This window comes from Fictibacillus terranigra (assembly GCF_030412265.1).
GTDB classification, from domain to species: Bacteria; Bacillota; Bacilli; order Bacillales; family Fictibacillaceae; genus Fictibacillus_C; species Fictibacillus_C terrinigri.
On record NZ_JAUHLN010000002.1, the window covers coordinates 23,120 to 49,434 of the forward strand.

General features: G+C 39.8%; 27 protein-coding genes and 3 pseudogenes. 27 read left to right on the forward strand and 3 right to left on the reverse strand.

The annotated features are described in order from the left end of the window. Nucleotides 1–187: 187 nt before the first annotated feature. Nucleotides 188–1,489 (forward strand): ABC transporter substrate-binding protein, encoded by a 1,302-nt coding sequence (locus tag QYF49_RS07930; protein ID WP_290399103.1) that lies wholly within the window; start codon nucleotides 188–190, stop codon nucleotides 1,487–1,489. A gap of 75 nt (nucleotides 1,490–1,564) precedes the next feature. Here the strand turns inward: QYF49_RS07930 and QYF49_RS07935 are convergent, their stop codons facing one another. After that, nucleotides 1,565–2,575, reverse strand: coding sequence for a LacI family DNA-binding transcriptional regulator (locus tag QYF49_RS07935; RefSeq protein WP_290399104.1), 1,011 nt, complete (start codon nucleotides 2,573–2,575; stop codon nucleotides 1,565–1,567). A gap of 357 nt (nucleotides 2,576–2,932) precedes the next feature. Here QYF49_RS07935 and QYF49_RS07940 point away from each other — a divergent pair, with 357 nt between their 5' ends. The 26 genes and pseudogenes from QYF49_RS07940 to gvpU all read left to right on the forward strand — a co-directional run bounded on the left by QYF49_RS07940 (nucleotide 2,933) and on the right by gvpU (nucleotide 25,364). Next, nucleotides 2,933–4,630 (forward strand): sugar phosphorylase, encoded by a 1,698-nt coding sequence (locus QYF49_RS07940; RefSeq protein ID WP_290399105.1) that lies wholly within the window; start codon nucleotides 2,933–2,935, stop codon nucleotides 4,628–4,630. After that, nucleotides 4,631–5,938 carry an ABC transporter substrate-binding protein gene (locus QYF49_RS07945; RefSeq protein WP_290399106.1) on the forward strand — a complete coding sequence of 436 codons (1,308 nt, stop codon included), beginning with the start codon at nucleotides 4,631–4,633 and terminating at the stop codon, nucleotides 5,936–5,938. A gap of 117 nt (nucleotides 5,939–6,055) precedes the next feature. Beyond that, the gene (locus QYF49_RS07950) at nucleotides 6,056–6,961 is read left to right on the forward strand and encodes a carbohydrate ABC transporter permease (protein WP_290399107.1); all 906 of its coding nucleotides are present in this window, start codon (nucleotides 6,056–6,058) and stop codon (nucleotides 6,959–6,961) included. A 5-nt stretch (nucleotides 6,962–6,966) separates the two neighbouring features. Next, nucleotides 6,967–7,815 (forward strand): carbohydrate ABC transporter permease, encoded by an 849-nt coding sequence (locus tag QYF49_RS07955; protein ID WP_425589580.1) that lies wholly within the window; start codon nucleotides 6,967–6,969, stop codon nucleotides 7,813–7,815. 34 nt (nucleotides 7,816–7,849) lie between these two features. Continuing rightward, complete coding sequence (locus QYF49_RS07960; RefSeq protein ID WP_290399109.1) at nucleotides 7,850–8,905, forward strand: zinc-dependent alcohol dehydrogenase; 1,056 nt, start codon at nucleotides 7,850–7,852, stop codon at nucleotides 8,903–8,905. 28 nt (nucleotides 8,906–8,933) lie between these two features. Beyond that, nucleotides 8,934–9,728, forward strand: coding sequence for a sugar phosphate isomerase/epimerase family protein (locus QYF49_RS07965; RefSeq protein ID WP_290399110.1), 795 nt, complete (start codon nucleotides 8,934–8,936; stop codon nucleotides 9,726–9,728). Between the two features lie 13 nt (nucleotides 9,729–9,741). Then, nucleotides 9,742–10,779, forward strand: a complete 1,038-nt coding sequence (locus QYF49_RS07970) for a Gfo/Idh/MocA family protein (RefSeq protein ID WP_290399111.1) — start codon at nucleotides 9,742–9,744, stop codon at nucleotides 10,777–10,779. Next, nucleotides 10,776–13,022, forward strand: coding sequence for a glycoside hydrolase family 65 protein (locus QYF49_RS07975; RefSeq protein WP_290399112.1), 2,247 nt, complete (start codon nucleotides 10,776–10,778; stop codon nucleotides 13,020–13,022). Before QYF49_RS07970 ends, QYF49_RS07975 begins: the two co-directional genes overlap by 4 nt. Further along, complete coding sequence (locus QYF49_RS07980) at nucleotides 13,019–14,152, forward strand: glycerate kinase (RefSeq protein ID WP_290399113.1); 1,134 nt, start codon at nucleotides 13,019–13,021, stop codon at nucleotides 14,150–14,152. Before QYF49_RS07975 ends, QYF49_RS07980 begins: the two co-directional genes overlap by 4 nt. Before the next feature lie 3 nt (nucleotides 14,153–14,155). Further along, nucleotides 14,156–14,854: a beta-phosphoglucomutase gene (pgmB, locus tag QYF49_RS07985; RefSeq protein ID WP_290399114.1), complete on the forward strand. Its 699-nt coding sequence runs from the start codon at nucleotides 14,156–14,158 to the stop codon at nucleotides 14,852–14,854. A gap of 472 nt (nucleotides 14,855–15,326) precedes the next feature. Beyond that, a pseudogene (locus QYF49_RS07990) lies at nucleotides 15,327–15,494 on the forward strand (IS110 family transposase); the annotation flags it as partial. Between the two features lie 769 nt (nucleotides 15,495–16,263). Then, nucleotides 16,264–16,845 carry an SMODS domain-containing nucleotidyltransferase gene (locus QYF49_RS07995; RefSeq protein ID WP_290399115.1) on the forward strand — a complete coding sequence of 194 codons (582 nt, stop codon included), beginning with the start codon at nucleotides 16,264–16,266 and terminating at the stop codon, nucleotides 16,843–16,845. 448 nt (nucleotides 16,846–17,293) lie between these two features. Further along, nucleotides 17,294–17,467, forward strand: a complete 174-nt coding sequence (locus QYF49_RS26100; protein ID WP_486599196.1) for a type II CBASS E2 protein — start codon at nucleotides 17,294–17,296, stop codon at nucleotides 17,465–17,467. A 1,134-nt stretch (nucleotides 17,468–18,601) separates the two neighbouring features. Further along, nucleotides 18,602–19,153 carry a gas vesicle protein GvpQ gene (gvpQ, locus tag QYF49_RS08000; protein ID WP_290399116.1) on the forward strand — a complete coding sequence of 184 codons (552 nt, stop codon included), beginning with the start codon at nucleotides 18,602–18,604 and terminating at the stop codon, nucleotides 19,151–19,153. Nucleotides 19,154–19,190: 37 nt separating this feature from the next. Continuing rightward, nucleotides 19,191–19,451 (forward strand): gas vesicle structural protein GvpA, encoded by a 261-nt coding sequence (gene gvpA / locus QYF49_RS08005; RefSeq protein WP_290399117.1) that lies wholly within the window; start codon nucleotides 19,191–19,193, stop codon nucleotides 19,449–19,451. A 103-nt stretch (nucleotides 19,452–19,554) separates the two neighbouring features. Further along, nucleotides 19,555–19,821 carry a gas vesicle protein GvpR gene (locus QYF49_RS08010; RefSeq protein ID WP_290399118.1) on the forward strand — a complete coding sequence of 89 codons (267 nt, stop codon included), beginning with the start codon at nucleotides 19,555–19,557 and terminating at the stop codon, nucleotides 19,819–19,821. A 38-nt stretch (nucleotides 19,822–19,859) separates the two neighbouring features. Further along, entirely contained in the window at nucleotides 19,860–20,774 is a 915-nt protein-coding gene (gvpN, locus tag QYF49_RS08015; protein ID WP_290399119.1) for a gas vesicle protein GvpN, read from the forward strand. Between the two features lie 5 nt (nucleotides 20,775–20,779). Then, the gene (locus QYF49_RS08020) at nucleotides 20,780–21,547 is read left to right on the forward strand and encodes a GvpL/GvpF family gas vesicle protein (protein WP_290399120.1); all 768 of its coding nucleotides are present in this window, start codon (nucleotides 20,780–20,782) and stop codon (nucleotides 21,545–21,547) included. Continuing rightward, the gene (locus QYF49_RS08025; protein WP_290399121.1) at nucleotides 21,544–21,801 is read left to right on the forward strand and encodes a gas vesicle protein GvpG; all 258 of its coding nucleotides are present in this window, start codon (nucleotides 21,544–21,546) and stop codon (nucleotides 21,799–21,801) included. The genes QYF49_RS08020 and QYF49_RS08025 overlap by 4 nt, the downstream gene beginning before the upstream one ends. Nucleotides 21,802–21,811: 10 nt before the next feature. Then, nucleotides 21,812–22,618, forward strand: a complete 807-nt coding sequence (locus tag QYF49_RS08030; RefSeq protein ID WP_290399122.1) for a GvpL/GvpF family gas vesicle protein — start codon at nucleotides 21,812–21,814, stop codon at nucleotides 22,616–22,618. Nucleotides 22,619–22,645: 27 nt separating this feature from the next. Further along, entirely contained in the window at nucleotides 22,646–22,900 is a 255-nt protein-coding gene (locus QYF49_RS08035; protein WP_290399123.1) for a gas vesicle protein, read from the forward strand. Further along, nucleotides 22,887–23,171: a gas vesicle protein K gene (locus QYF49_RS08040; RefSeq protein WP_290399124.1), complete on the forward strand. Its 285-nt coding sequence runs from the start codon at nucleotides 22,887–22,889 to the stop codon at nucleotides 23,169–23,171. Before QYF49_RS08035 ends, QYF49_RS08040 begins: the two co-directional genes overlap by 14 nt. A gap of 27 nt (nucleotides 23,172–23,198) precedes the next feature. After that, nucleotides 23,199–23,513, forward strand: coding sequence for a gas vesicle protein (locus tag QYF49_RS08045; RefSeq protein WP_290399125.1), 315 nt, complete (start codon nucleotides 23,199–23,201; stop codon nucleotides 23,511–23,513). A 60-nt stretch (nucleotides 23,514–23,573) separates the two neighbouring features. Then, the gene (locus QYF49_RS08050; RefSeq protein WP_290399126.1) at nucleotides 23,574–23,984 is read left to right on the forward strand and encodes a YtxH domain-containing protein; all 411 of its coding nucleotides are present in this window, start codon (nucleotides 23,574–23,576) and stop codon (nucleotides 23,982–23,984) included. A gap of 60 nt (nucleotides 23,985–24,044) precedes the next feature. Further along, nucleotides 24,045–24,959, forward strand: a complete 915-nt coding sequence (locus QYF49_RS08055; RefSeq protein ID WP_290399127.1) for a hypothetical protein — start codon at nucleotides 24,045–24,047, stop codon at nucleotides 24,957–24,959. An 18-nt stretch (nucleotides 24,960–24,977) separates the two neighbouring features. After that, nucleotides 24,978–25,364 (forward strand): gas vesicle accessory protein GvpU, encoded by a 387-nt coding sequence (gvpU, locus tag QYF49_RS08060; protein ID WP_290399128.1) that lies wholly within the window; start codon nucleotides 24,978–24,980, stop codon nucleotides 25,362–25,364. A gap of 112 nt (nucleotides 25,365–25,476) precedes the next feature. Here gvpU and QYF49_RS08065 read toward each other — a convergent pair. Then, nucleotides 25,477–25,791, reverse strand: a pseudogene (locus tag QYF49_RS08065) (chromate transporter); the annotation flags it as partial. A gap of 330 nt (nucleotides 25,792–26,121) precedes the next feature. Then, a pseudogene (locus tag QYF49_RS08070) lies at nucleotides 26,122–26,305 on the reverse strand (cation:dicarboxylate symporter family transporter); the annotation flags it as partial. Nucleotides 26,306–26,315: the final 10 nt, after the last annotated feature.

A 26,315-nucleotide genomic window follows, 5' to 3' on the forward strand; every position in this document is an offset into this window, starting at 1 on the left:
ATTAGTTGAAAACTGATATATATTGGAATGAACTTTTAGAAGCCAGCCTGCTGGAGCTTGATGGCAAATCGGGGAAGCCGCCCATGATGCTATGCTTTTAGGCTGGATGATTAACAAAGAAGAGAAATACTTCGCGTTTAGGAACAATGAAAATTCATATAAAACCATAAATCAGGAGGAGAAGTTAATGTTAAGAAGGGGTATAAGCTTTGTAATCGTTTTGGTATTAGCAGTTGCTTTAACTGCCTGTTCAAGCAGTAAACAAACGGGAGGAAGCGGAAAAACCACCATCGAATTTTTGCACTCTTCGGTTGAACAAGAGCGTATAGCGGTATTAGACAAGTTGATTGCTAAGTTTGAGAAAGAAAATCCAAATATTAAAGTTAAACAAGTTCCGATTGAAGAAGATAAAATTAATACAAAAATTATAACTCTGGCTAATTCAGGAAAGTTGCCGGCTGTTGTTGAAGCTGGGCAGGACTATGCAAAGGTAATGGATAAAGATCAACTTATTGACAAAGGTGCAGTAAAAAAGATCATCGATGAAGTTGGCGAAAAAAATTACTATGAGGGCGCTTTAAACTTAATGAGAACGGAAAACAGTAAAAGTTTTACAGGGGTTCCAATGAGCGGTTGGGTTCAAGGGATCTGGTACAATAAAAAAATGCTTGCATCAAAAGGGTTGGAAGAACCAAAAAATTGGGATGATGTACTGTCAATCGCTAAAGCCTTCACGGATAAAGGGAATAAAAAATACGGAATCGCATTACCCACAGTGGAAGGCAATTTCTCTGAACAAGCATTTTCTCAATTCGCTTTGTCCAACAATGCCAATGTGCTGGACAATAATGGGAAATTAAACATTAATACACCTGAAATGAAAGAGGCTTTATCTTATTACAAAGAATTGGCTCAGTATACGATGCCTGGATCCAATGATACGACTGAAGTTAAAGATGCATTCATGAACGGTACAGCACCAATGGCGGTTTATTCTACGTATATCCTGCCATCTGTCGTTGAAGAAGGAGATGCGAAGAATATTGGTTTTGCCATCCCTACGCAAAAACAAAAGGCCGTTTATGCTTCTGTATCTTCCTTAACCGTCACTTCAGGATTAGAAGACAGCCAAAAAGATGCTGCAGTAAAACTTGTGTCTTTTATGTCCAAGCCTGAAAATATGACCAAGTATGTATTGATGTCCCCAGGAGGGGCACAGCCGGTTAATAAAGGGGTTACAGAAAATAAAGAATATCAGGCCAACGAAGTGGTGAAAGCCTTTGGTGGTCTATCGAATGAAATCGCAGCTTCTTTCGATCAAACCCAAATATTTGGTTTAGTCGATGGGAAAAACTTTCTAAAGATGGGGGATGTAACAAGTTCTGGAGCGATTGCTAAAATGGTAAACAGCGTCACAGTAGGCGGTAAAAAAGTCGACAGTGAAATAGAAAATGCAAAAAAAGGCATTGAAAAGGTCTTGAAGAAATAAAGGGACATATGAAAACAAAATGAGTTTAGCTAGTATAACAAAAGCCAACGGGAGACAAGTTCCGTTGGCTTTTAGTTATTTTAAATGAGCGACTGAATCCTGAATGATGATTTTTTTAGTGGGAATAGTCATCTCAACTGCATTGTTTTTATTTTTTTTGATTTTGGCAAAAAGAAACTCGGTGCCTGCTTCCCCTAACTCATGGATTGGAATTTCTATTCGTGTCAAAGAAGGAGAAAGAAAGGGTGTATTACTAAAACCGGCGATGGATAGCTCCCCTGGAATAGAAATGCCCGTTTCTGCGGCAGCTTTATACAAACTGATCACTTTTACATCATCAATGGCCATAACAGCCGAGGGTCTGTTTTTAGACAGGAGAAGTGTTTTAGCTGCTTGATGCGCACTTTCATCCGTATATCCGCTATTAATGATCCATTCGTGATTCAGTGGCAGCCCATAATCTTTTAGGCATTGTTTAAAACCTTCCAGTCGATCAATCGAAACATGATAGTCAAGAGGAGAATGCAAACACGCAATATCACGGTGCCCTTGCTCAATTATATAGTTTGTTAGATCATAACTGTCCTGATAATTATTGGTATCGACCGAAAAGACATTTTGATAGTCGCCATCTACTTTTCCTATGACGACAATCGGTATGTTGTAACCGTCTAATTGTTTGAAGAAATCCTCATCCGAAGGAGAGGTAAGCATTATAATTCCCTTTATCATTCTCCCCTTTATTTTAGTAATACACTTTTCCAGCTCTTCCTCACTGTTCTTTGATGTCTGTAAGATAACATCAAAATTTTCCTCTTCAGCTTTCGTTGAAATGGCTTGAATAATTCCCGAGAAAAAAGGATTATTAACGGTCGTTTTTGTAGAGCGGGATACAACCATGATCGCGTCAAAACCGGCAGAAAGGGCACGCGCTAACTTACTGGGCTGGTAATTTAATTGTTGAACGGCAAGTAAAACCCGTTCTCGAGCTTCATCAGATATATTACTCTTGTTATTTAACGCTCGAGATACAGTAGACTTTGAAACCCCTGCAGCTCGGGCAATGTCATAAATAGTGTGAGCCACTATGCTTTTCCTCCTAACAAGGCTTAGAGTTAAATTATAGACGCACATATATCTGCGTTTCATTTTCGAGTCAATAGAAGTGAATGCGTTTTCAAAATGGTTTCCAATAACCTGCCCTCATACAAATTACAAGGCGTTGCAAACCGGGCAGCCTTATCAGGAAAAATTATAATGATGTGCCAAAGATTTAGCAATCATACCATTGCACTTTTTTGGAAAATAATGCAGGTCTAAAATACCGGAACATTTATTGACAGAAAGCGTTTTCTGGATTATATTTTGTTTGTGGGAGCGGTACCATTATACAATAACTAGAAAAAACTTTCAATATGGGAGCGGTTCCAAGAGGAGGAGAATATGGAGCACATTAAAGACAGATTGGCTTACTTATATCCTAAAAACGAGGTTGAAGAAATTTGGCCCAATCTGGAGAATAGATTGGTTGAAGCTAAGGAAAAACGACTAAAAGACAGAAAGCCAACATGGGACGAAAAAGATGTCGTATTAATCACATATGCAGATCAGTTCCATGAGAAGGAGCAGCCGACCTTAGCGACGTTTAAACAAATGTTTAACCGGTATTTGGCGGACAAGTTTGAAGTGGTCCACCTCCTGCCTTTCTATCCGTATTCTTCAGATGATGGATTTTCCGTAATCGATTACAAAAACGTCAATCCAATCGCTGGAGACTGGGAAGATGTTGATAGCTTAACTAAAGTAACAAGATTGATGTTTGATTATGTCTGTAATCACATTTCAGCAAAAAGTTCTTGGTTTCAAGAGTATTTGAAGGGAAATCCGGAATTTCAAGATTTTTTCATTGAAGTGGAACCCTCTATTGATTTGAGTTTGGCAACAAGACCAAGAGCAACCCCCGTTTTAACGAAATTCACATTAGCAGATGGAACAGAAAAGCATATTTGGACAACGTTCAGTGATGATCAAATCGATTTAAACTTCAGCAACCCAAACCTATTAGTAAAAATGATAGATGTCTTGCTCTTTTATCTGGAACAAGGCGCAGAATATTTGCGTTTGGATGCCGTCGGTTTTATGTGGAAAGAGATCGGGACTACCTGTATCCACCATGAAAAGACCCATCAAATCATCAAGCTGTTCCGGGATATTGCGGATGAAGTCGCCAGAGGTACAGTGATCATTACAGAAACGAATGTCCCTCATAAAGATAATGTTTCTTATTTTGGAAACGGCCGTAATGAGGCCCATATGGTTTATCAATTCCCCCTGCCGCCATTGGTTCTTTACTCCATTGTACGTGAAAATGGGAGCGCTCTCACCAATTGGGCAAAACAACTCGAGCCAGCCGGTGAAAAGACGACATTCTTCAACTTTCTTGCTTCACATGATGGGATTGGCCTTAATCCCATTCGCGGAATCATAGCTGAAGACGAAATACTGGGGATGGTCGAGGAGTTAAAAAAAGAAGGAGCATTGGTAAACTACAAGAAAAATCCGGACGGAAGTGAAAGCCCTTACGAAATCAATGTGACCTATATGGATGCATTAAACAAGCGTTCTGATGATGATACGATCCGGTTGAAACGATTTTTACTGGCCCATTCCATCCTTCTGACTCTTCCAGGAGTGCCTGCCGTTTATATTCAAAGCATGCTAGGTTCCAGAAATGATTATGATGGAGTGTCAAAAACCGGAATGAATCGGTCCATTAACCGGCAAAAGTACAGCTTGGATAGGATTGAAAAGGAATTAGCAGACACTGATTCATTACGTTACCATGTCTTTTCCGAACTCACGAACCTCATCCAAATCAGAAAAGCTGAAGCACTTTTCAACCCGGACGTCCCTATGGAAGTAGTCGATCTAGGTGACAAAGTGTTCGCAGTCAAAAGACTCTTAAACGAAAAGGATGAATTGTTAGTTATTCATAATCTAGCGAATGAATTCAACGTTTGTGATATCACTGGAAGGTATCTGAACCTTATTACCGGGGAAGAAGCAGAATATGCAGGGAACAGTAAGCTGGATCCCTACCAATTCCTTTGGCTAAAGCCCATACACCAGGAGGAGAACTAAATGAAGTTTAAAAATTTTAGTTTAGGTTTGATCTTGTTATTCGCATTGAGCACCATATTGACAGCGTGCGGCAGCACTAATGGCAGCGGAAACGGAAAAACGACAATTGAGTTCATGCATTCATCCGTCGAACAGGACCGTCTGGCTGTGATCAAAAAGCTGGTTGCTAAGTTTGAAAAAGAAAATCCCAATATTGAAGTCAAACAAGTTCCGGTTGAAGAAGACAGCTACAACACCAAAATAGTTACGCTTGCAAACTCCGGGAAGCTTCCGGCAGTTCTGGAAGTCGGTCAGGACTATGCAAAAGTAATGGATAAAGACGAGCTTATCGACCGTAACTCCGTGAAAAAAGTCCTTCATAAAACCGGAGAAGGTGATTTTTATGAAGGTGCTTTAAAGCTCGTAAAAACGGAAAATGGAAAAAGCTATACTGGGGTTCCAGTCAGCGGCTGGGTTCAGGGGATTTGGTATAACAAAGAAATGCTAAAAGCCAAAGGATTCAGTGAACCTAAGAATTGGAACGAGGTTATGAAAATAGCCAAAGCGTTTACTGATAAAGGCCATAAAAATTATGGAATCGGTTTACCGACTGTAGAAGGATTATTCTCTGAACAGGCTTTCTCCCAGTTTGCTTTGTCAAACAATGCAAATGTGCTAAACAGCAAGGGTGACTTAAATGCAAAAACACACAAAATGACAGAGGCTGCTTCCTATTACAAAGAATTGTCTAAATACACAATGCCCGGTTCCAACGATACCACTGAAATTAAAGATGCGTTTATGAACGGAACGGTACCGATGGCGGTTTATTCCACCTATCTCCTTCCGGCCGTATTTGAAGAAGGTAAAACAGACAATATCGGTTTTGCCGTACCAACAGAAAAAACAAAGGCCGTTTTTGGAACGGTTTCAGCCTTGACCATTTCTTCTGGATTAGATGATGATCAGAAAAAAGCTGCGGAGAAATTTGTCTCGTTCATGGCTAAACCTGAGAATACGACGGATTGGGTATTAATGTCTCCTGGCGGTGCACAGCCAGTCAATAAAAAGGTTACAGCAAACCCAGACTACAAGGCAAACAAAGTGGTTAAGGCCTTTGGTCCCCTTTCATCTGAAATAGCTGCATCTTTCAACGACATTCAAGTGTTTGGTTTAGTGGACGGTAAAAACTTCTTGAAAGCGGGAGATATCACAAGCTCTGGCGCCTTCCCTAAAATGGTCAACAGCATCACGGTTGGCGGGAAAGATGTTAAAAGCGAACTGAAAAAAGCAGAAAAAGAAATGAAAGACGCTTTAGAGAAAAGATAATTTGGATACGTGGAGGGGCAGCCTTTTGGCTGGTTCCCTCTACCTTCCAAAGGCTGTTTCAATTTCTCAAGATATCATGCAGTGGGCAGCATTTTATTAAATTACAGGGGAGGTACCATGAAAACGATTAAAAATACGAAATCTGATTTCAAATTCACAAAGATAAAAAGACCGAAATCGGATATCAAATTAGCAATGGCGTTACTTTTTCCAAGCATTTTTTTAGTGCTGTTGCTCGTTGCATACCCGATGTTATCCAATATTCAGATCAGCTTTTTTGACCAGCCCGTTAATCCGAGGTTAAGTGCCACGTTTGTCGGGTTGAAAAATTATACAGACATACTTATGGATGCAGAGTTCTTTAAATCCTTAGGAGTCACACTTTTGTATATGATTCTTGCCGTTTCGGGAAGTACAGCACTGGGATTGGGAGTTGCTATCTTTTTTAATCGACCGTTTAAATTTCGCAAGATAGCCCGTTCATTAATTATTTTGTCTTATGTAACACCCTCCATTTCTTTAGTTTTTGCATGGAAATACATGTTTAACAATGGATACGGTGTCGTGAACTATTTGGGCGGGGACGTATTACATTTGTTTGATAAGGCGCCTCTATGGTTTGACAATCCGGTCTCAAGCTTTGTCCTGGTTGTTCTTTTTGCCATTTGGAGGTACTTCCCTTATGCCTTCATTTCATTCCTGGCGATCTTGCAAACCATTGATTCCTCATTATATGAAGCAGCTGAAATTGATGGGGCTTCAGCATGGGATAAATTTAAAATTGTTACGGTTCCAGCGATTATGCCGGTATTGTTAACGGTCGTTACATTACGTTCGATCTGGCTGTTCTATATGTTTACGGATGTTTATCTGCTGACGAATAAAGTGAATATCCTTGGTATTTACTTGTATGAAACAGCATTTGCATTTAACGATCTTGGAAAAGCGGCATCCATTTCTGTCATTCTGTTTATGATTCTTTCTATTGTGATTATCTTAGCAAGAAAGCGGGTGAAATTCTAATGGCGATGGCGAGCAGCAAAAAGTCAAGAGCAACAAAAAAAGTGGCGTTTTACACTGGGCTGATATGCCTCTTGACCGTGTCCCTTTTTCCCTTTTTTATCATGCTGATGACCTCCTTTAAAAGTCCGAAGGAAGCGGTTGCGACAAATCCGACGTTACTTCCGCAACACTGGACATTTAAACATTACGTGGACATGTTCAATCCTGATATTTTCCCATATCTCTCCTATTTTAAAAACAGTTTAACCGTTGCCCTCACGGCAGCTAGTTTGGCCGTTGTCATTGGGATCTTTGGGGCATATGCCCTGTCGAAATTGAAATTTATGGGCAGAACCACAATCAATGCAAGTTTTTACACGGTTTATATGTTTTCGGGCATTTTGCTTGTCGTGCCCTTATTCAAAATCATCTCCGGTCTTGGTTTATACGATACTAAAACGGCGATCATCATAACGATGATTGTACAAACGTTGCCAACCGCCATCTTCATGTTGAAAAGTTACTTTGATACGATACCGGATGACCTTGAAGAAGCGGCTATGATCGATGGACTAAACCGGGTGCAGATCATTTTCTATATCGTGATTCCATTATCCATTTCCGGAATTATATCAGTTTTCGTCTACTCGTTTATGGTGGCTTGGAACGATTACTTGTTTGCCTCCATTTTCTTATCCGATTCAGCAAACTTCACGCTGCCCATCGGCTTGAATGCCTTGTTCAGTACACCAGATTACGTTTGGGGCCGAATGATGGCGGCATCACTCGTAACCGCATTGCCAGTCGTGATCATGTATGCCGTATCCGAACACTTTATTAAAGGGAACATGACCGAAGGCGGAGTTAAAGGGTAAATCCCCCAAAAAATCGAGAGGAAGTAATCACATCATGAAAAAGCTAGTTGCAGTAAAACCAAGAGAAGCCGCATTTGTAAACTATGAAGACCGTTCAATCCAACCGAATGAGGCCAAAATTGAAGTGGATTTCGCCTCACCTAAACACGGTACAGAAGTGGTAGACTTCCGTGGGTTGACTCCTTTTATAAACGAAGATTTTTCTGAAGAATGGCGCATGTTCATGCCCCGAGAAGAGGGGGAAAAGCCTGGTATCGTTTTTGGTGAATTTCAATTGGGAAATATGGTTGTCGGCAAAATTGTAGAAATCGGCAGTGATGTAATAGAGTACCAAGTCGGAGAAATGGTTTGTACGTATGGACCCATTATGGAAACCGTCATCGTCAATGCGGTGGATAACCACCGATTACGCAAAATGCCCGAGGGGGCCAAATGGCAAAATGCGGTTTGTTATGATCCGGCCCAATTTGCCATGAGCGGTGTTCGTGATGCCAACGTACGTGCAGGCGATTATGTGGTTGTTGTCGGATTGGGCGCCATCGGCCAAATCGCAATCCAGCTTGCAAAAAAAGCCGGTGCCAGCATCGTTGTTGGAGTTGATCCTCTAAGCCATCGACGAGAAATCGCTCTTCGTCATGGGGCCGATGAATGCTTTGATCCGACTTCCTGTGATGTCGGTTATGAGGTGAAAAAGCTCACCCATAAAATCGGAGCGGATTCCATTATTGAAACAAGCGGAAATGCTGCAGCTCTTCAAGCGGCATTAAAAGGAATTGCCTATGGAGGCACCATCTCTTACGTTGCCTTTACTAAGCCTTTTCCCGAAGGATTGAATTTTGGACGCGAAGCTCATTTTAACAATGCGAAAATCGTGTTTTCCCGTGCAGCAAGCGAACCCAATCCGGATTACCCGCGCTGGTCCCGTAAACGAATTGAAAATACGTGCTGGGAATTATTAATGAATGGTTACCTGAATTGCGAAGATATCATTGATCCAATCGTACCTTTTGAGCAGAGTGATCAAGCATATATGCATTACGTCGATCAGCATCCAGAGCTAAGTATCAAGATGGGAATTACATTGAAGTAAACTGGCCGCATGTAGGAGGAGTTTAACCATGAAAATTGGTACACAAAACCAAGCGTTTTTTCCGGAAAACATCAGGGAGAAGTTTCACTATCTAAAGGAAGCTGGTTTTGATGGCTTCGAAATTGACGGAAAACTATTGGTTGATCATTTAGAGGAAATAAAAGAAGCGATTTCTGAAACCGGACTGCCCGTGACAACAGCCTGTGGCGGTTATAGCGGATGGATCGGTGACTTTATCGAAGAACGCAGATTAAACGGTTTAGCAGAAATGAAGCAAATCTTAAAAGCCTTGCAGGAAGTAGGGGGAAACGGAATAGTTGTTCCCGCAGCCTGGGGCATGTTCACCTATCGTTTGCCACCAATGGTTTCACCAAGAAGCCAATCAGGAGATTGGAAGGCAGTAAGTGACTCCCTTCTTTACTTAGATAAAGCAGCAGAAGAAACAGCGACCACTGTTTTCTTAGAACCATTGAATCGGTATCAAGACCATATGATCAATACGCTTGCTGATGCGCGCCGTTATATAGAAGAAAATAACTTGAAGAACGTAAAAATTATCGCTGACTTCTATCATATGAACATTGAAGAGGATGGTATTTCCGAAGCTTTACATCTACAACGTGATTTAATTGGACATATTCATCTTGCGGATAATCACCGTTTCCAGCCTGGCAGTGGCTCGATTGATTTCAAAAAGCATTTTAATCAATTGAAAAAAGATGGCTATGACGGTTTTTTAACCATAGAGTGCCGTGTTCGAGGGAACGATCCAGAAGGAGAATACAAAAAAGCGCTGCATCAGCTAAAAGAAGCATTAGTGTGAGAGGAGTTACATCATGAGTAAAAAAAGGGTGGCGATCATAGGAGGAGGACAAGTAGCGGAAACTGTTCACGTTCCTTATTACCTCTCACGGGATGACATTGAACTGGTTGCTGTCGTTGGACAAAACGCCGATCGGGTAAAAAACTTCGCTGCGCGTAATGGGATTCCTTATTACTATACAGATGCCGCTGAGATGTATGCGGCACAGAAACCGGATATCGTCAGTGTTTGTACGCCAAATCGATTTCATTATAAACATGTCATGGTAGCTCTGTCCAATGGCTGTGATGTGATGTGTGAAAAGCCGCCAGCTATTTCGGCCGATGAGGCAAAGAAAATGCAGGAAGAAGCAGAGAAAAACCATTGCATCCTTGCCTATGACTTTCATCATCGATTTGCGGATGATGTCGAACTTCTTAGAAAAAAAGTCGAGGAAGGGATTCTTGGCGATATCTATGTTGTGAAAGCCCAAGCCTTGCGTCGTTGTGGAATTCCAGGTTGGGGAAACTTCACCAATAAGTCATTACAAGGGGGAGGACCTCTCATCGATTTAGGAATCCATATGCTGGACGCTGCGTTATATGTATTAGGTTATCCGAAGATTGAGAAAGTAACGGCTAAAATGTTTCAGAAAATAGGGAACAAAAAATCGGATGGAACGTTTGGAGAATGGGACCCGGAAAAGTTTGAAGTTGAGGATTCACTTTTTGGTTTTATTGAATTAGAAGGCGGCCGATTGTTACAATTGGAAACCTCTTTTGCTTTAAATATTAAGGAAACATCCATCATGAATGTTCAGTTTTGTGGAGATCAAGCAGGAGCCACTCTTTTTCCGGCTCAGATCTATACCGATAAAAAGGGAGAACTCACCTCACTCTTAGAAAGGGAGACTGCAGATCCAGAACGGCATCAAAAGAGTATGGCTGCATTTGTAGACAAGTGCTTTGGAAAAGATGTCAAGATTGCAGACGCAAAAGAAGGGTATATCATCCAACAACTAATTGAAGCTCTCTATCAATCTGCGGAAAAGGGTGAAAGTGTATCCTTATGATGAAAGAACAAGTATTATATGACAAAAAATTCGATGTACACTATCTCAATAAATATGGAAGTTTAATGACATTAGGAAATGGTTACTTAGGTGTGCGTGGTGCCCTTGAAGAAGACTATTCGGAACAAAACCGAGGGCTGTACGTCGCCGGTATCTATAATAAAGCAAATGAGAACGAAACATCCGAGTTAGTTAATCTACCTGATTTAACAGGAATAAAAATGGAAATTGACGGGGAACTTTTCTCATTGATGGATGGAGAAATTCTTTCATATGAACGAAGGCTACACCTTGCAATGGGTGAAATACAGCGTGAAATTCTCTGGAGAAGCAACTCAGGTGCTCGCTTCAAATTCCTTTTTCAACGGTTTACAGCAAAACATGATTTGCATTTACTTGCCACGAAATTGACAGTTACCAGTTTAGATCGATCCGCAACATTAAAAATAGTGACGGGTATTGATGCTCAACAAACTAATTTCGGGACACAACACCTTAGTGTAGAGAATGTCCGTGTGTTTAACGAAGAAGTCATGCAAGGTGTTTATAAAACGACAGAGTCAGGACATACGATAGCACTTACCACAGCTTGTAAGTGCTCCTTGACGAGTGATGTTTCATTTGCTGCAAAAAATCGCAGGCTCTTGACCACGATAAAAGTGGATCTATCCGAAAACATTCCTTTTACTCTAGAAAAGTTTGGAAATGTTTATACTTCCCTTGATCAGGGTCAGGCTGGAAAAGATCCAGCAACTGCCGGTTTGAAAGCCTTAAAAGCGCATGCACCATATGGCTATGATGCGTTATTAGAAAAGTCAGCATTAGAATGGGAGAAAACCTGGCAACAAAAACGTGTCAAAGTTACGTCGAAGAACGAATTTGACCAGTTGGCTCTTGACTATGCAGTGTTTCAAATCGAGGGTATGACACCTGCTCATGATGAACGGTTTAGTGTTGGGGCTAAAGGATTGACCGGTGAAGGCTATAAAGGTCATGTTTTTTGGGATGCCGAAATGTTCATATTACCTTTTCATCTTTTTACTGAACCGGAAACGGCAAAGAAACTGTTACGTTACCGTTACTTAAATTTGCAACAAGCGATAGCAAAGGCGGAACGAAATGGATATGAAGGAGCTTTATTTCCATGGGAGAGTGCCTTGTCAGGAAAAGAAGAAACTCCTGAATTTGCGGCCATTAATATCCGAACGGGGACACGACAAAAAGTCGCTTCTGCTGAAGCGGAACATCATATTGTAGCCGACATCGCTTTTTCTCTAGTGCAGTATTATGAAAATACACTGGATGAAGAGTTTATGAAAAAGGAAGGGCTGGCTTTACTTAAGGAGACTGGACGTTTTTGGATCAGCCGTGCAACAGAAGAAAATGGACAGCTTTCTATTAAGAATGTAATTGGGCCGGATGAGTATACCGAGCATATTGATAACAATGCCTATACAAATTATATGGCTTATTACAATGTAAAGACAGCGCTTTACTTTATGGAAAAATATGATGACACCGATGAGTTACTTAAAATGAGGGGGCAAGATTTTCTTAGCCGCTTGTATTTACCGAAACCAAATGCGAATAAAATCATTCCACAGGATGATACATTTTTGAGTAAGCCTGAGATCGATTTATCAAGATACAAAGTCAATCAGGGCAGCCAGGGCATTTTATTGGATTATTCCCGCGATGAAGTAAATGAAATGCAAATTTTAAAGCAGGCCGATGTGGTCATGCTGCTGTATCTATTTCCAGAGCTGTTTCCAAGCGGAGTGGTATCGGAAAATCTGTACTATTACGAGGCGCATACCATCCACGATTCTTCGCTGAGCAAAGCGATTCATTCCATCGTCGCAGCAAGATGTGGTGAACATGACGCGGCCTATCGCTTTTTCCAGGAAGCTTGTTTAATAGATTTAGGCCCAAATCCTTATTCATCGGATGAAGGGCTGCATGCTGCTTCACTTGGAGCCATTTGGCTAGTGACTGTGTTTGGATTTGCGAACATTTCCATAAAAAACAGCCGTTTAACATTAAATCCCACCTTACCCTACAACTGGTCCGAACTGGCTTTTCCGTTACATTGGCAAGGGGCCACTTTAAACATTAAAGTGACAAAGGAGCACATCATTTTGACAAAGGTTTCAGGACCAGAAGTCATGATTGAAATCAGCGGTTTTGAGTATGTTTTATCAGATCGAATGGAAATCGCTCCACTCATAAGGAGTAAACCATGAAAGTAGTTATCGCACCGGATTCATTTAAAGAAAGTTTAGCCGCAGATGAAGTAGCTAAAGCCATTCGTGCCGGCTTTGAGAGCATTTTTCCCGAAGCCGATTATCATTTGCTCCCCATAGCAGATGGCGGGGAAGGAACCATTCATGCGTTGGCTTCCACGAATGACACCGAAATTGAAAGTATTTCTGTAACGGGGCCTCTTGGTGAACCTGTTCAAGCGAAAATAGCTTTAACCCCTGATGGTAAAAAGGCGTTTATAGAAATGGCCGAAGCTTGTGGATTACATCTCGTACCTGCTGATCGGCGCAATCCATTACAAACCACGTCTTATGGTGTAGGAGAGTTGATACGGCATGCCATGGATCGAGGGGCTAAAGAACTCATTATTGGGGTAGGCGGCAGCGCTACAAATGATGGTGGAATTGGAATGGCTTCTGCACTGGGCTATCAGTTTTTTGATCTAGCCGGAACGGCAGCAAAGGGCACCGGCCAGGATCTTTTTCAGATTAAATCTATGACTGATGTTCATCGTGATAAACGCTTGGATGATGTAAACATAACCATTGCAGCAGACGTGGATAATCCTTTAACAGGCCTAAAGGGTGCCACCTATGTGTATGGTCCCCAAAAAGGGCTGCCCGAAGAAAGTTTAGAAGAAACGGATCAGGCGATGGGTCAATTCTATGAAATGGCAGAGAACCGTTTAGGCAAGCATGTCTCTACTGTGCCAGGCAGTGGTGCAGGGGGAGGTTTTGCAGCAGGGCTGTTGCTGTTTGCAAACGCGAAACTGAAAAAGGGAATCGAACTGGTACTCGAAGAATTAGATCTTAAGGGTATCTGTCATGATGCTGACCTTGTCATTACCGGGGAAGGAAGAATAGATGGCCAAACGTTATACGGTAAAGCGCCGATCGGTGTTGCGTCTTGTGCTCCTCTCCATGCTAGAGTCATAGCGATTTGCGGCAGTGTCGGTGAAGGCAGTGAAGTCCTTTACAGCCATGGTATCGATGCAATCTTTCCTACGATTCCGGCGCTATTGTCAACAGAATCGATAATGAGCAGCTCGTTTCCCAATATACAGAGAACAGCTCGTAATATCGCAGCTCTGCTTCGAAGAGAAAGGGAGTAAGAAATGAAAAAAAGTATGATTGAAGCTGTAGTATTTGATCTTGATGGTGTCATCACAGATACAGCCCATTATCATTTTTTAGCTTGGAAACAACTAGCCAATGAAATAGGCATTACCATTGACGAGACATTTAATGAAATGCTAAAGGGGATCAGCCGGCTGGATTCCCTTGAGTTGATTTTACAATACGGAAATCGGCAACATGACTTTTCCACAGAAGAAAAAGAAGAAATGGCGAATAAGAAAAATGATCATTACCGTCTTTATTTAAACGACCTGAAACCAGAACATGTATTACCGGGTATTCCTGAGCTGATTCGCAATATTAAAGCGGAGGGGATTCAGATTGGGCTTGCTTCGGTTTCGAAAAATGCGGGTACCGTCTTAAAGGCATTAGAATTAGAGGCTGCCTTTGATTTTTGTGCGGATGCTGCAAAAATAAGTAAATCAAAACCAGATCCGGAAATATTCTTAACCGCATGCAGTGGACTTAGTGCTGACCCTCTAAGGTCTATAGGTATAGAAGATGCAGTAGCAGGAATTGAATCCATCAAGGCAAGCGGAATGTTTGCAGTAGGGGTAGGCCACACACTACAGGAAGCGGATTTGGTGTTTGAAACGACCAACCAATTACAATGGGTCAATATAAAAGAGGAATTTGATCACTGGATAAGTAGATGTGAAACACCGGATAGCTTGTAGACCACGGAGTCTACAAGCTTTTTTTGTGAAATACATATTCGGCGGGTAACACGTTGGTTCTTTGCAATGTACAGGAGATCAGCAGCAGTGCGAGACTCACTATAATTGAGAGAGAGGGTGAATTATTATTTAAAAATAAAGAGAAGGAGTAGATGGCAGGAAGGTAAACCGCTGGGGTAGAGGGTTTTTATAAAAGCCCTTGTGCACTTAAAATAATTTACATTTTTACCTTTGTAAAGCGTTTGTGTTTTTGTTTTGTGTAATTTAATGGAAGGACAAACACACTTGGAGTCATAATATAGATTTTTTAATAACGGGTGCTTTTCTTAAAGATGGTGAAATTTTATTGAACTAAAGGGCAGCATTCCTGTAATGAAGAAAAACGGGGTTTGAGAATAAATATAACCTCCTGAAAAGATGTCCTAAAGCTCGCCAGCGAGAGGGACAATTTATCTACCAGGAGGCCTTCAAATTGAATAATAACCAAAATGATAAGATAGCTCAAATCACTTCTCAAACACTGATAATAGGGGTAGATATAGCTAAACCCAGGCATTTCGCTCGTGCCCAAGACTTTAGAGGAATGGAGTTCGGAGCACTGTTAGATTTTGAGAATACAAAAGATAGTTTTATGGGTTTTTTTATGTTACTTAATCCCTTTTCTCATTATCGATCGATTTTTGAACGAAAGATGGATGGAATACAGAATTTGTTAAGTAAAGATAGTTTACACTTTGCTGTTGTCCTTCTATCAAAGATGCCATAAATATACCAGAATTGACAAGACCTATTACTACAATAAAGAACAGTTGTGACATGTTTCATCCTCCTTGAATTTACCAAAATGTCAGTAGGAGATTCTACTGATCTCGAATCCTAATGTAATCACCCTGTTCAATAAATTATACACGAACATTTGTTCGTATAAAACATAAAAATCTAAAAATAACCGATTTTCTTCTAACTCCCTGTTCAGTCACTTTGCTCCGTTATGGAAGGTAACATACTAAAGTTTGTGGGGTTTTTACAGCTTGTAAGGGACACCGAGGTTGTAAGGCATTTTGCCATGTTTCAAAATCCTTAATGGAATGAAGGCTGTGTGTGTATCTTCAGCGGAAGATACAAGCCATCGTATAGATAAGGAACGGGGCCGTTAAGGGAATTTCATATCAAAAGACAGTCGTAAAGCTGGTTACAATAAGGGTTATAGTTTGTAAAGTTGTAAAGAGTTTTTAAAAAAGGTCTGTTTTTGTTCCTTTTTATTTTGCACAGGTGTTAAAATGAATTTCACGCCACCCCTTTTCGACCCTTTCTCTTAGTCCCTTACGCTAAGAGAAAGGGTTTTGTCCTTTCAAGAGGACATGAACATAATCACTGGAACCATCTATTACAGAACTTAGAATTATTCGTTGTCTAATGAAGTTACAGGAAGACTCGCAGCTGCCGGGAAACTCATCGGTATTGATGTACCGGATCACCTATCATTAATGCGAAGGCTGAACAAAGATCGCGTTAAAACCAAAGAACGATGTGTGAGAATTGACTACGCCAATGACCTTGATGTGGATGTGGTTCCTGCGCTTCAAAACGGTGATTGGATTAAGATTCCCTCGAAACGAGACAAGGAATGGACAAGTACAAATCCCGCAGGGTTCACCAAGTGGTGCAACGAAATTGAGGCTGAATCCAAACAAGACTTTTCAAGAGTAGCAAAGATCATAAAGTATTGGCGTGACCAAAATGTAGGGAAGGGCACCGCGACCAAATCCATATTGTTGACGACGTTGATTGGAAAGTCGTATCAAGACAAAGCATCCATTGCAGAATCATTGGTGGAAACCGTTAAAGCGATGATAGCGGACATTGAATGGCTGCTCATGAGCTTATTCAATGACGACGATGTTCCGTATGTAGAGAATCCGTCCCTTTCTGGTGAAAACTTGGCGAGAAACCGGAACAACAAAAGGCAACACAGTTTCTTAATCGGTTAAAAACGCTAAAAGAAAGCTGTGAAGACGCAATCGCAGAATGCGATTAGAACAGTTCAATCGAGAAATGGAGAGCCATCTTCGGTTCTTGTTTTCCTTTAGCGGAGAAGTCAGTGCGGGCAAAAAGTATACAGTCGGGCGGTGTACTGGTGAGTGCCTCTGGAAATTGAACCAGAGTAGTGGGCTACCAATAAAGGAACACCGTTTTTACGGGTAATCGGATGGGAGTCAGGCGTTGGCGGATCACCCCTCAGTCAAAAGTGTTCGCCCTGCAGAACTTTAAAGTCCAAAAAAAATTCCCCTCCTTCACTCTGTGTAAAGGGGGAGGAGAGGTTTTTTGGAACGGGACGCTGCAGCCTACTGAAGATTCTTCATTCTATCGGGTGAAAGTAGTGTATAGACGATAGTTTGTACTTAGGTTTGCTGAGTGCAGAACCACATCGGTATCGAGATGGCTCACTATGTTTGTTTGCATTATCCAGATGATGACAGTTACAATCAACGTTCCCTGATCGCGGATACGATCATTCCCTGGACTTCGGAATGGCTATATTTCTATGAAGCTTGGATCGGTGTCTGGTGGGGGGGAAGAAGCACCACATCATCAAAAATAAAGAGCTGTTAAAAAAGAAAGGGATGAATTGGTCGGAGTGGAAAGAAGGAAGAGTGAGAATAAAAGAAGATGGAGTGTTTAAGATACTCTCCATTGACGGCAAATATTGTTATTAGAACAGGGAATCAGCTCAATTTTTGTATTCTCCACGTTAAAGAAGGTATTGGATCCTTTGGCTATAAGAACGATTGGGTGCCATCAAAATCGAAACATTATGGAACTAATTAGCCTTACTCCTATTGAAATACAGAAAGCTGATCATTACTGGTTGGATGTCTCCATCTTTGGGCGAAACCAAAAAAATAAATGGTGGGTAGTCTTACTTTTACAGTACTAATGCTCTTTAAACAGCTCCATTCTACTTTCCTTTTGAATAAAATTTCACGATTAGTTTAAAGAGAAATAAAAGTAAAACTCCTCCAAGACCTATAAGGCCTACAATCAAAATGGGCAACATATAAACACCTCAACTAAAAAAATATTGAACAAAGAACAAGATAATCAAAAACGCTCAACCCAGAAAGAGGGTGAGCGTTTTTGTTGGTGGTCTTTTCGTCTATATTGTTCGTTAACCAAAATAGAAAGTGGACCTTTAGAACGTTGGTAAGTTTTAACTCCCATGAAAGAGTAGAAACTGTGAAGACAATTGGCTTGAGCGTGGGAAGAATAGCTCAGGAAATGGTAACAGAGTAATTATTGAAAAATTTAAATCAACCACTGCAGGTTTCTTTAGTAACTATAAAACTGCCAAAACAGAAAACTGACGCAGCTTTTGGTGTCAGTGGAACAAAAAATTAATATGAAATCATAAACATTAGAACCCGCGACTGACGACTCAGCCTCGGTTTTTTTTTATTTTTGGAAACTAAAGCATATGAAAAACAAAAACTGTTCCAATGTAATCAAATTGTAATATTTTTAATGTTTATACTTCATTCTTTTAATAAATGCCTTCATTAAGGGAAAAACCTTGTTCACATACCATTTAATATAGAAATAAAAAATGAAAATGATGGAAGGAAAATAAAGTGGAAACATTGACCAGTTTTTTTGAGCAATGATGTGGCAAAGCATAGGAGTAAAGACATATGCACATATCAATTGTACTGAATGTGTATGTGAAAATACCTATAAAGGAGGGATGGAATGTCTCATTTGAATCAGAAAAAAAGCAGGATATCCAAAGGCATACTAATTGGAGGCATGCTGGCAAGCAGCGCTTTTTTTGTAATACCTCGGATCAAAACAAAAGCAAAGAGGGGTTTGGCAGCTGTAAAAGTGGCGAAGAATTCCAAAATAAAAGATAAAGCCAAAGAAAAATTGAAAGAAGAAGCAAAAAACCATTTTAAACATAAGGTTGAGGAAGCGTTTAGGACGAAGGTTAACCATGCCTCAAAAAAGCTGGAGAACGCCACAGAAAAAAATGCTAAAGAAGTTCATGGCAAAGCAAAACAGGCAAGAGATAAAGTAAGGGACGTTTTATTACACGTTCAGGATAAATTAAAAAACTTAAAGAAAGCGGGGGAGAAGTTTCAAGAAAAAATCTCTTCCCGCAATAATGGAACCAAGATCAAAAGTGTAAATGATATAAAAGGGACTAATGACATTAAAAGTTCAAACCATATCAAGAGTTCAACAGGTATTAAAAGCTCCAAAGATATTAAACATGCCCGTGATATGAAAAAAATCAGCTCTTGATTAGAACCATATTTAAGAGAGAGGAGAATGTGTGTAAATGAGTGTTCAAAAAAGTACGGATAGTTCAAGTCTGGCAGAGGTTATTGACCGAATTCTTGATAAAGGTGTCGTTATTGATGTGTTCGCAAGAGTATCACTCGTAGGAATCGAGTTAATCACAGTGGAAGCAAGAGTGGTAATTGCCAGTGTGGATACTTGGTTGCGATATGCCGAAGCGGTAGGGCTGCTAAGAGATGAAGTGGAAGAAAAAGGCTTGCCGTCTCAATCAAACGAAAGAAGCAAACAATTCAGCATCTAATCTAATCATGCAGCTTGGCTCAAATAATAGTGCCCGGCGCCTCTTTAAAGGTGCCAGGCACTTATGAGTCATCTGAAACCTGAACAATGGAGGGGTTGAAAAAATGGAAATCACAAAAGTAATGCAAGCAGTTACTCGTTTTTTTAAAGAGAATGTAGCCCCGCCACATAAGATTACTTCAGTTGAAGCAACGGATGATGAGGGAGCAAAGGTAATTATGGAAGTATTTGAAGAAAAGGAATATATGAAGAAATATGCCAAGGACGAAATGGTGGGAGTCTATCAAGTGATTTTAAATAAAAACAACGAAATATTATCCTTTACTAGATTAAGCGTTCGATATCGAAGCGCTATTGGACAAGAAGCTTAGGAGCTATGGGATAGAGCCATTAGAATGGGGGGACTTAAATGGCGGAGAGGAAGGAAAATGACATCGTCTCGTCCGGATTATTGCAGAATGATGTAATAAAAGAGGTTATTTCACGTTCACTAAACTACCTTTCGGCAGGATATCCGATACATTTTACAGGGCCTGCAGGGGTAGGGAAAACATCACTCGCTCTTCTTTTAGCCAAGAAAAGAAGGCGGCCCGTCATGTTGATGCACGGTAATGAAGAGTTATCAAATGAGGATTTGATCGGGGCGTTTACAGGGTACCACTCTCAAAAGGTAGTCGATAATTTTATTCGTTCCGTTTATAAAAAAGAAGAAAATGTTACGGAAACCTGGAGTAATGGCAAATTATTAAAGGCAGTAAAAAATGGATATACCCTCATCTATGATGAATTTACTCGGTCTAAGCCTTCCACAAATAATATCTTTCTCTCCATTTTAGAGGAACGGATCCTTCCCTTATATGGAACCAAGCAACAAGAACCGTTTATTCGTGTCCATCCAAAGTTTTCCGTAATCTTTACGAGCAATCCAGCTGAATACGCCGGCGTTCATCAAACACAGGATGCCTTATTAGACAGATTAATCACCATTCCAATTGATTATTCAGATGAAGAGACGGAAGCGGAAATTCTTTCAAAAAAAACGGGTGTTTCAAAAGAGAAGGCTGCAGGCATTACCAGGATTGTTTCCTCCTTAAGGGAAAAATGTCCTAAAAACAGCCAGCACAGGCCAAGCTTACGCGCTTCTCTTATGATCGCTACACTAGCTCATGAAGAAGGGATTCCGGTAGACGGGAAAGATGAAGATTTTCAACAATTATGTTTTGACATTTTATGGTTTTCTGTATCTAAAGGCTTAGATGAATCGGATCAATCAAAAATAAAAAACATCGTTGAAGATACGTGCAAAGAAATAGAAAGGGAGTGAAACGGGTGAGCCAATCAACCGGTATATATATATTTTGCAGTATACAAACGAATCAGGAACTGCATCAATTTGGAAAAGCAGTTATAGATGGCGAAGAGAAACAAATATTTACCATTCATTATAAGGACTCAGCAATGGTAGCGGCAGAAGTTCCTATGAAAATTTATCATCCGAACAAAGAAAATTTAATGATGCACCAGAAAGTCATTGCCTCCGTCATGGCCCAAAACGACACAGTCATTCCAATAAGTTTTGGCAATGTGTTTCATACAAAGGAAGATGTAAAGGTTCTTCTAGAAAATCTATATCCTCAGTTCAATAAGTTATTTCCTGAAATTAAAGGAAAAATCGAGCTCGGATTAAAAGTTATCGGCAAAAAAGAATGGCTGGAAAATGAAATTAATAAAAGTCCTGAAGTAGAAAAAATGAAACAAACCGTTCAAGGCAAGTCAGACAACGCCGGCTTTTATGACCGTATTAAGCTTGGAGGGATGGCTAACCAATTCTTTGCTTCTCTCCAGGAGGATATTAAAACAGAGATTTTTGAACCATTAAAAGAAGTTGCTGCAGCCTCAGTTGCAAATGAACCCATCGGAGAAACGATGTTGTTAAACGCTGCATTTTTGATTGATCGGAGCCAAGAGGAACTTTTTGACCAGAAGATAAATGAAGCCTTTGAAAAATGGGACGGCAAAGTTGAATTCAAATATTCGGGTCCCTGGCCGGCTTACAATTTTATAAATATAAAACTTAAAGTAGAGGAAAATAAATGATTCACAAACTATTCACTGCCCCAATGAACCTCGTCTTTAAGGTCGGTGAAAAAGTGAAAGAAGAAGCCGACAGAGAACTGTATGATATTTCTAATATTCAGCAAAAGCTTGTGCACCTTCAAATGTTGTATGAGCTGGATGAAATACCTGAAAAATTATACAGGGAACAAGAAGAGGAATTATTGATCCGTTATGAGGCAGCCAAGAAGCGGGAAATGGAACAATGGGACAATATGACGAAGCAGCAGATATGAGGGGATTAAAATGAGCGATTTGATTTATTTATACGGACTTATTCCCACGGAAGAGGAGAAAAGGGAATCGGTAATCCCGTTTAAGGGACTAGATGAACAAAAAGAAGCCTATTCGGTGCAAATCGGCAAGATTACCGCGGTTGTATGTAATCTTGATTCTAAAGAGTATTCAGAAGCATCGATTGAAGAAAAGATCAACAATAATATGGAGTGGCTGCAGGAAAAAGCTTTGCATCATCATAATGCTTTATTAAACCTCAAACAAAAATATACGGTAATTCCAATGAAATTTTGCACCATTTATAAAAACGAGAACAGCATGAGAAAAACGATTGAAAATAATCAGGAAAAAATAACAGACTCGTTTTTACATTTGGCTGAAACTGAGGAATGGAATTTAAAAATCTACTGTGATGACTCACTTTTAAAGAAATATTTAAGTGGCCGAAATTTAAATATCGCATCAAAAAAGGAGGAGATAAGCAAGTTACCTCCAGGAAGGCAATTTTTTGAGAAAAGAAAGCTGGATCAATTGTTAGATAAAGAACTTGAAACTGAAAAAGGGTCAGTTTGTGAACAAATTCATGATAGATTGAAACAATTTTCCTTAAATCATACAGTGAAAAATAATTGGAGTAAGGACGTAACCGGAAAAAAATATGATATGAGCTGGAATAGTGTTTATCTTATAGCGGTTGATCGAGTTGAAGAGTATTTAGAAGAAATTAATAACATGACAAAAGAAATGGAAGAATACGGTTGGAAATTTGAAGCTTCAGGTCCTTGGCCTGCATATCATTTTGCAATCATGGCTTAAAAAGAGGGAAAGGAGGAAAGTCGACATATGAGCAATAGGGAATCCGTTGAAAATAAAAACATTGCTCTTATTGATATATTGGATGTCATATTAGACAAAGGTGTAGCGATTAAAGGAGATCTAGTAATCTCTATTGCTGGTGTCGATTTGGTCTATTTAGATCTGCGTGTGTTAATCGCTTCTGTCGAAACTCTTGTTGCTTCCCAATCGGGCAACCGGAAGGAAATTTCGTCCGAGGAATTTGATAAACAGAGGGAGGAGCTAATGTATGCAAGTCAATAATCCGGCCAATAGCAGGATTACCCTAGACCCTGATCATGCAGAGCATGGTTTAGCCCAACTGGTTTTGACGGTTATCGAATTGCTAAGGCAAATTGTTGAAAGACATGCTATCCGCCGGGTAGATGGCGGAACATTAACTGAGGAACAGATTGAAAATTTAGGAGTCGCACTAATGAATTTAGAAGTGAAGATGGATGAATTAAAAGAGATATTTAATCTTAAAGATGAAGATTTAAATATTGACCTTGGACCATTGGGCAAGTTACTTTAGCCAAACCAATAGTAAGGAGTGATTGAAATGGCAGTGGAGCATCCCACACAATCCAGCACAATCGTAGACGTTTTGGAAAAGATACTGGATAAAGGGGTCGTCATTGCTGGAGATATTACCGTTGGCATTGCTGACGTCGAATTATTAACCATTAAGATTCGTCTAATTGTCGCTTCTGTAGATAAAGCGAAGGAAATTGGCATGGACTGGTGGGAAAATGACCCTTATTTATCATCGAAAGCGAATGAAGGACAGCAAAAATTAGAAGAGGAAAATCGGAAATTAAACGAGCGTATTCAATTATTGGAACAAAATATAGGGGAAAAAGATTTCACCATATAAATGTATTTTTATAACAACAAAACAACCAATAATAGCAAACAATTTGAGGAGGAATTTAGGATGAAAGACAATAAAGCGAAAAAAGTAGCAAGTTCATCTGTTTATCGAACAGTAATCGGTGGTGTTGTGGGAGCAGCTGTCGGATATTTAGCCAACCCCGAAACCATAAAAAGAATTATGTCCGGAATTAAGTCTGCCGACTTGAAACAAAATACCATACCTTTGGGGAAAACAGCTATGGAGAAAATAAGTAATATAAAAGATTACGGAGCTGAAAAGTCACAGCAAACAGCAAAAAAACTAAAAAATAAGACCGCAGGCTTGTTAAAAAAAGAGAATAGTGAAGATCAAGAGAACACAAATGCAAATAACGAAAAACAAGATCATCAGGAAGTAAACCTGCAAGACAATAACGATGAACAAGATCACCAGGAAGTAAATGCTATAGGGGAAAAAGAGTTCACTGTATAAATGTATTTTAAAAACGACAAAACAACCAATAATAGCAAACAATTTGAGGAGGAATTTAGGATGAAAGACAATAAAGCGAAAAAAGTAGCAAGTTCATCTGTTTATCGAACAGTAATCGGTGGTGTTGTGGGAGCAACTATCGGATATTTATCCAACCCCAAAACCGGAAAAAGAATTATGTCCAGGATTGAATCTACTGACTTGAAACAAAAGAGTAAAAATTTAGGAAAAACAACTATGGAAAAAATTAGTAATATAAAAGATTACGGGGCTGAAAGGTCACAGCAAACAGCAAAAAAACTAAAAAATAAAACGGCAGGCTTGTTAAAAAAAGAGAAAAGTGAAGATCAAGAGAACCAAAGTACAAGTAATGAAGAACAAGATCTTCAGGAAGTAAACGCACAGGACAATAACGATGAACAAGATCTTCAGGAAGTAAACGCACAAGACAATAACGAAGAACAAGATCACCAAGGAGTAAACGCACAGGACAATAACGAAGAACAAGATCTTCAGGAAGTAAACGCACAAGACAATAACGAAGAACAAGATCACCAAGGAGTAAACGCACAGGACAATAACGAAGAACAAGATCACCAGGAAGTAAACGCGCAGGACAATAACGAAGAACAAGATCACCAAGAACAAGATCACCAAGAAGTAAACGCACAGGACAATAACGAAGAACAAGATCACCAGGAAGTAAACGCACAGGACAATAACGAAGAACAATTTCAAATCCTTGAATATGAAAATAGAAAACTTAACGAACGCTTAAAATTAATAGAAAAGAAGTTAGAACAGCTAGCCCCATTATCGGAGGAGGAAAAAAATGACGAAGATGTGGTTGTGGATCGGGATGAAAAAGACGAGCAGCGCCCACTAAAAGTAAGCTCAAAAAATAACCGTATTAAAAACGATAAAAAACCAAAAGAATTTACTATTTCCAGTAATGACGATACATCTTCCAAATAAAACAACGGGGGTTAAAAGATGAGTACAGACAGTATCCTTGAATTTTTTGTAAAAGCTTCTAATAAATACGGATTTTCATTGGATATAACGTTAAATGTAAATGGAGCTGTTATCTCTGGAACGACGATTTCTGCACAAGAGTATTTGGAAGCATTAGGGGAAGCATTTGAAAACGGCAATGAAGTATCACAAGCAATTAGTGAACGGCTCATTCAATCAAGTGAAGCGATTGAAGAGGGAAATGAAGACAACTTGAATGATTTGCACTTTATTCATTTAAAAAATGCACAGATTTATTGTGGAGAAAATAAAATGGCCTCGTCTAAAAATAAAGTGCTATGGAGAGGAAGTTTAGATCAAGTCAATGGGTTCTTTCTTGGTAAAATTACTGAGAGCAAGAAATAAAGTAAAACAATAAAATCCTGGAGTGCAGAATAAATGACACACCATTCCGCCCTTCCTTTGTTTCCGCTTTTCTTTGTTTATGTGAGTGTTATGATGATTTTGTTCCAGCAAAAGATCGATAAAAACTATCGAACATGGCAATGCCAATTTAAAGAAGTAGCTTCTCTTAAAATAGGTAAAAGAATTAGTAATCCGACAAATAATATTAAACAAATGATTGCAAACTAACGTGAGATAGGGAAGTGAATTCTAGAATCATCATTTTCAGCTTGTTGTTTAAAGTGGAGAAAACCAATAAATGTGATAACAAAATAATTCCTACCTGTGTGTAGGCGGTTTGCCATAATAAAGTGACTACTAAAGCTAATATGGCAATGGCTTTTCGTTTTGCTATTGCGACTACTTTCAAACCATGAATCCACCCGGCATCAACCACATTTTGATACAATTAAAGTTGATTGATTCAACATTTCTGCTGGAGGTATCCAACTCCCATTACAATCCAAGGAGAAACTTACAATTACTTCATCTTATGGGCAGACCAACCTCATTTGAAGGAAATAGCTTTAAGTTTAACCTTTTTATAGAACATGAGGGCCTGTCCTCTGGTTCGATAAAGTGTTACGTATTGGAGGACAAGGTCCCTAACTTCTGAAGAAACGGAATACGACTTTGGCAGCATAGAAAAAGACCTTCCGAATTGAAGGTCTTTTATCTTTTCTGCACATATTTATTTCGCTAATAATGATTCCTTCAGTCAATTTTTCCCCTCTACGATTCGGCTGACCATCATCGCAGAAACGGTGTTGCCGGCTGAGTTCAACAGTGTTGCCGGGGCATCGATAATTGTACTGATGACCGCGATAATCGGAACCACTTCAGGTGGAAAACCAAAACACACTCAGAATTAGCATCACGCCAATCATACCGCAGCCAGGAATTGTATGACAG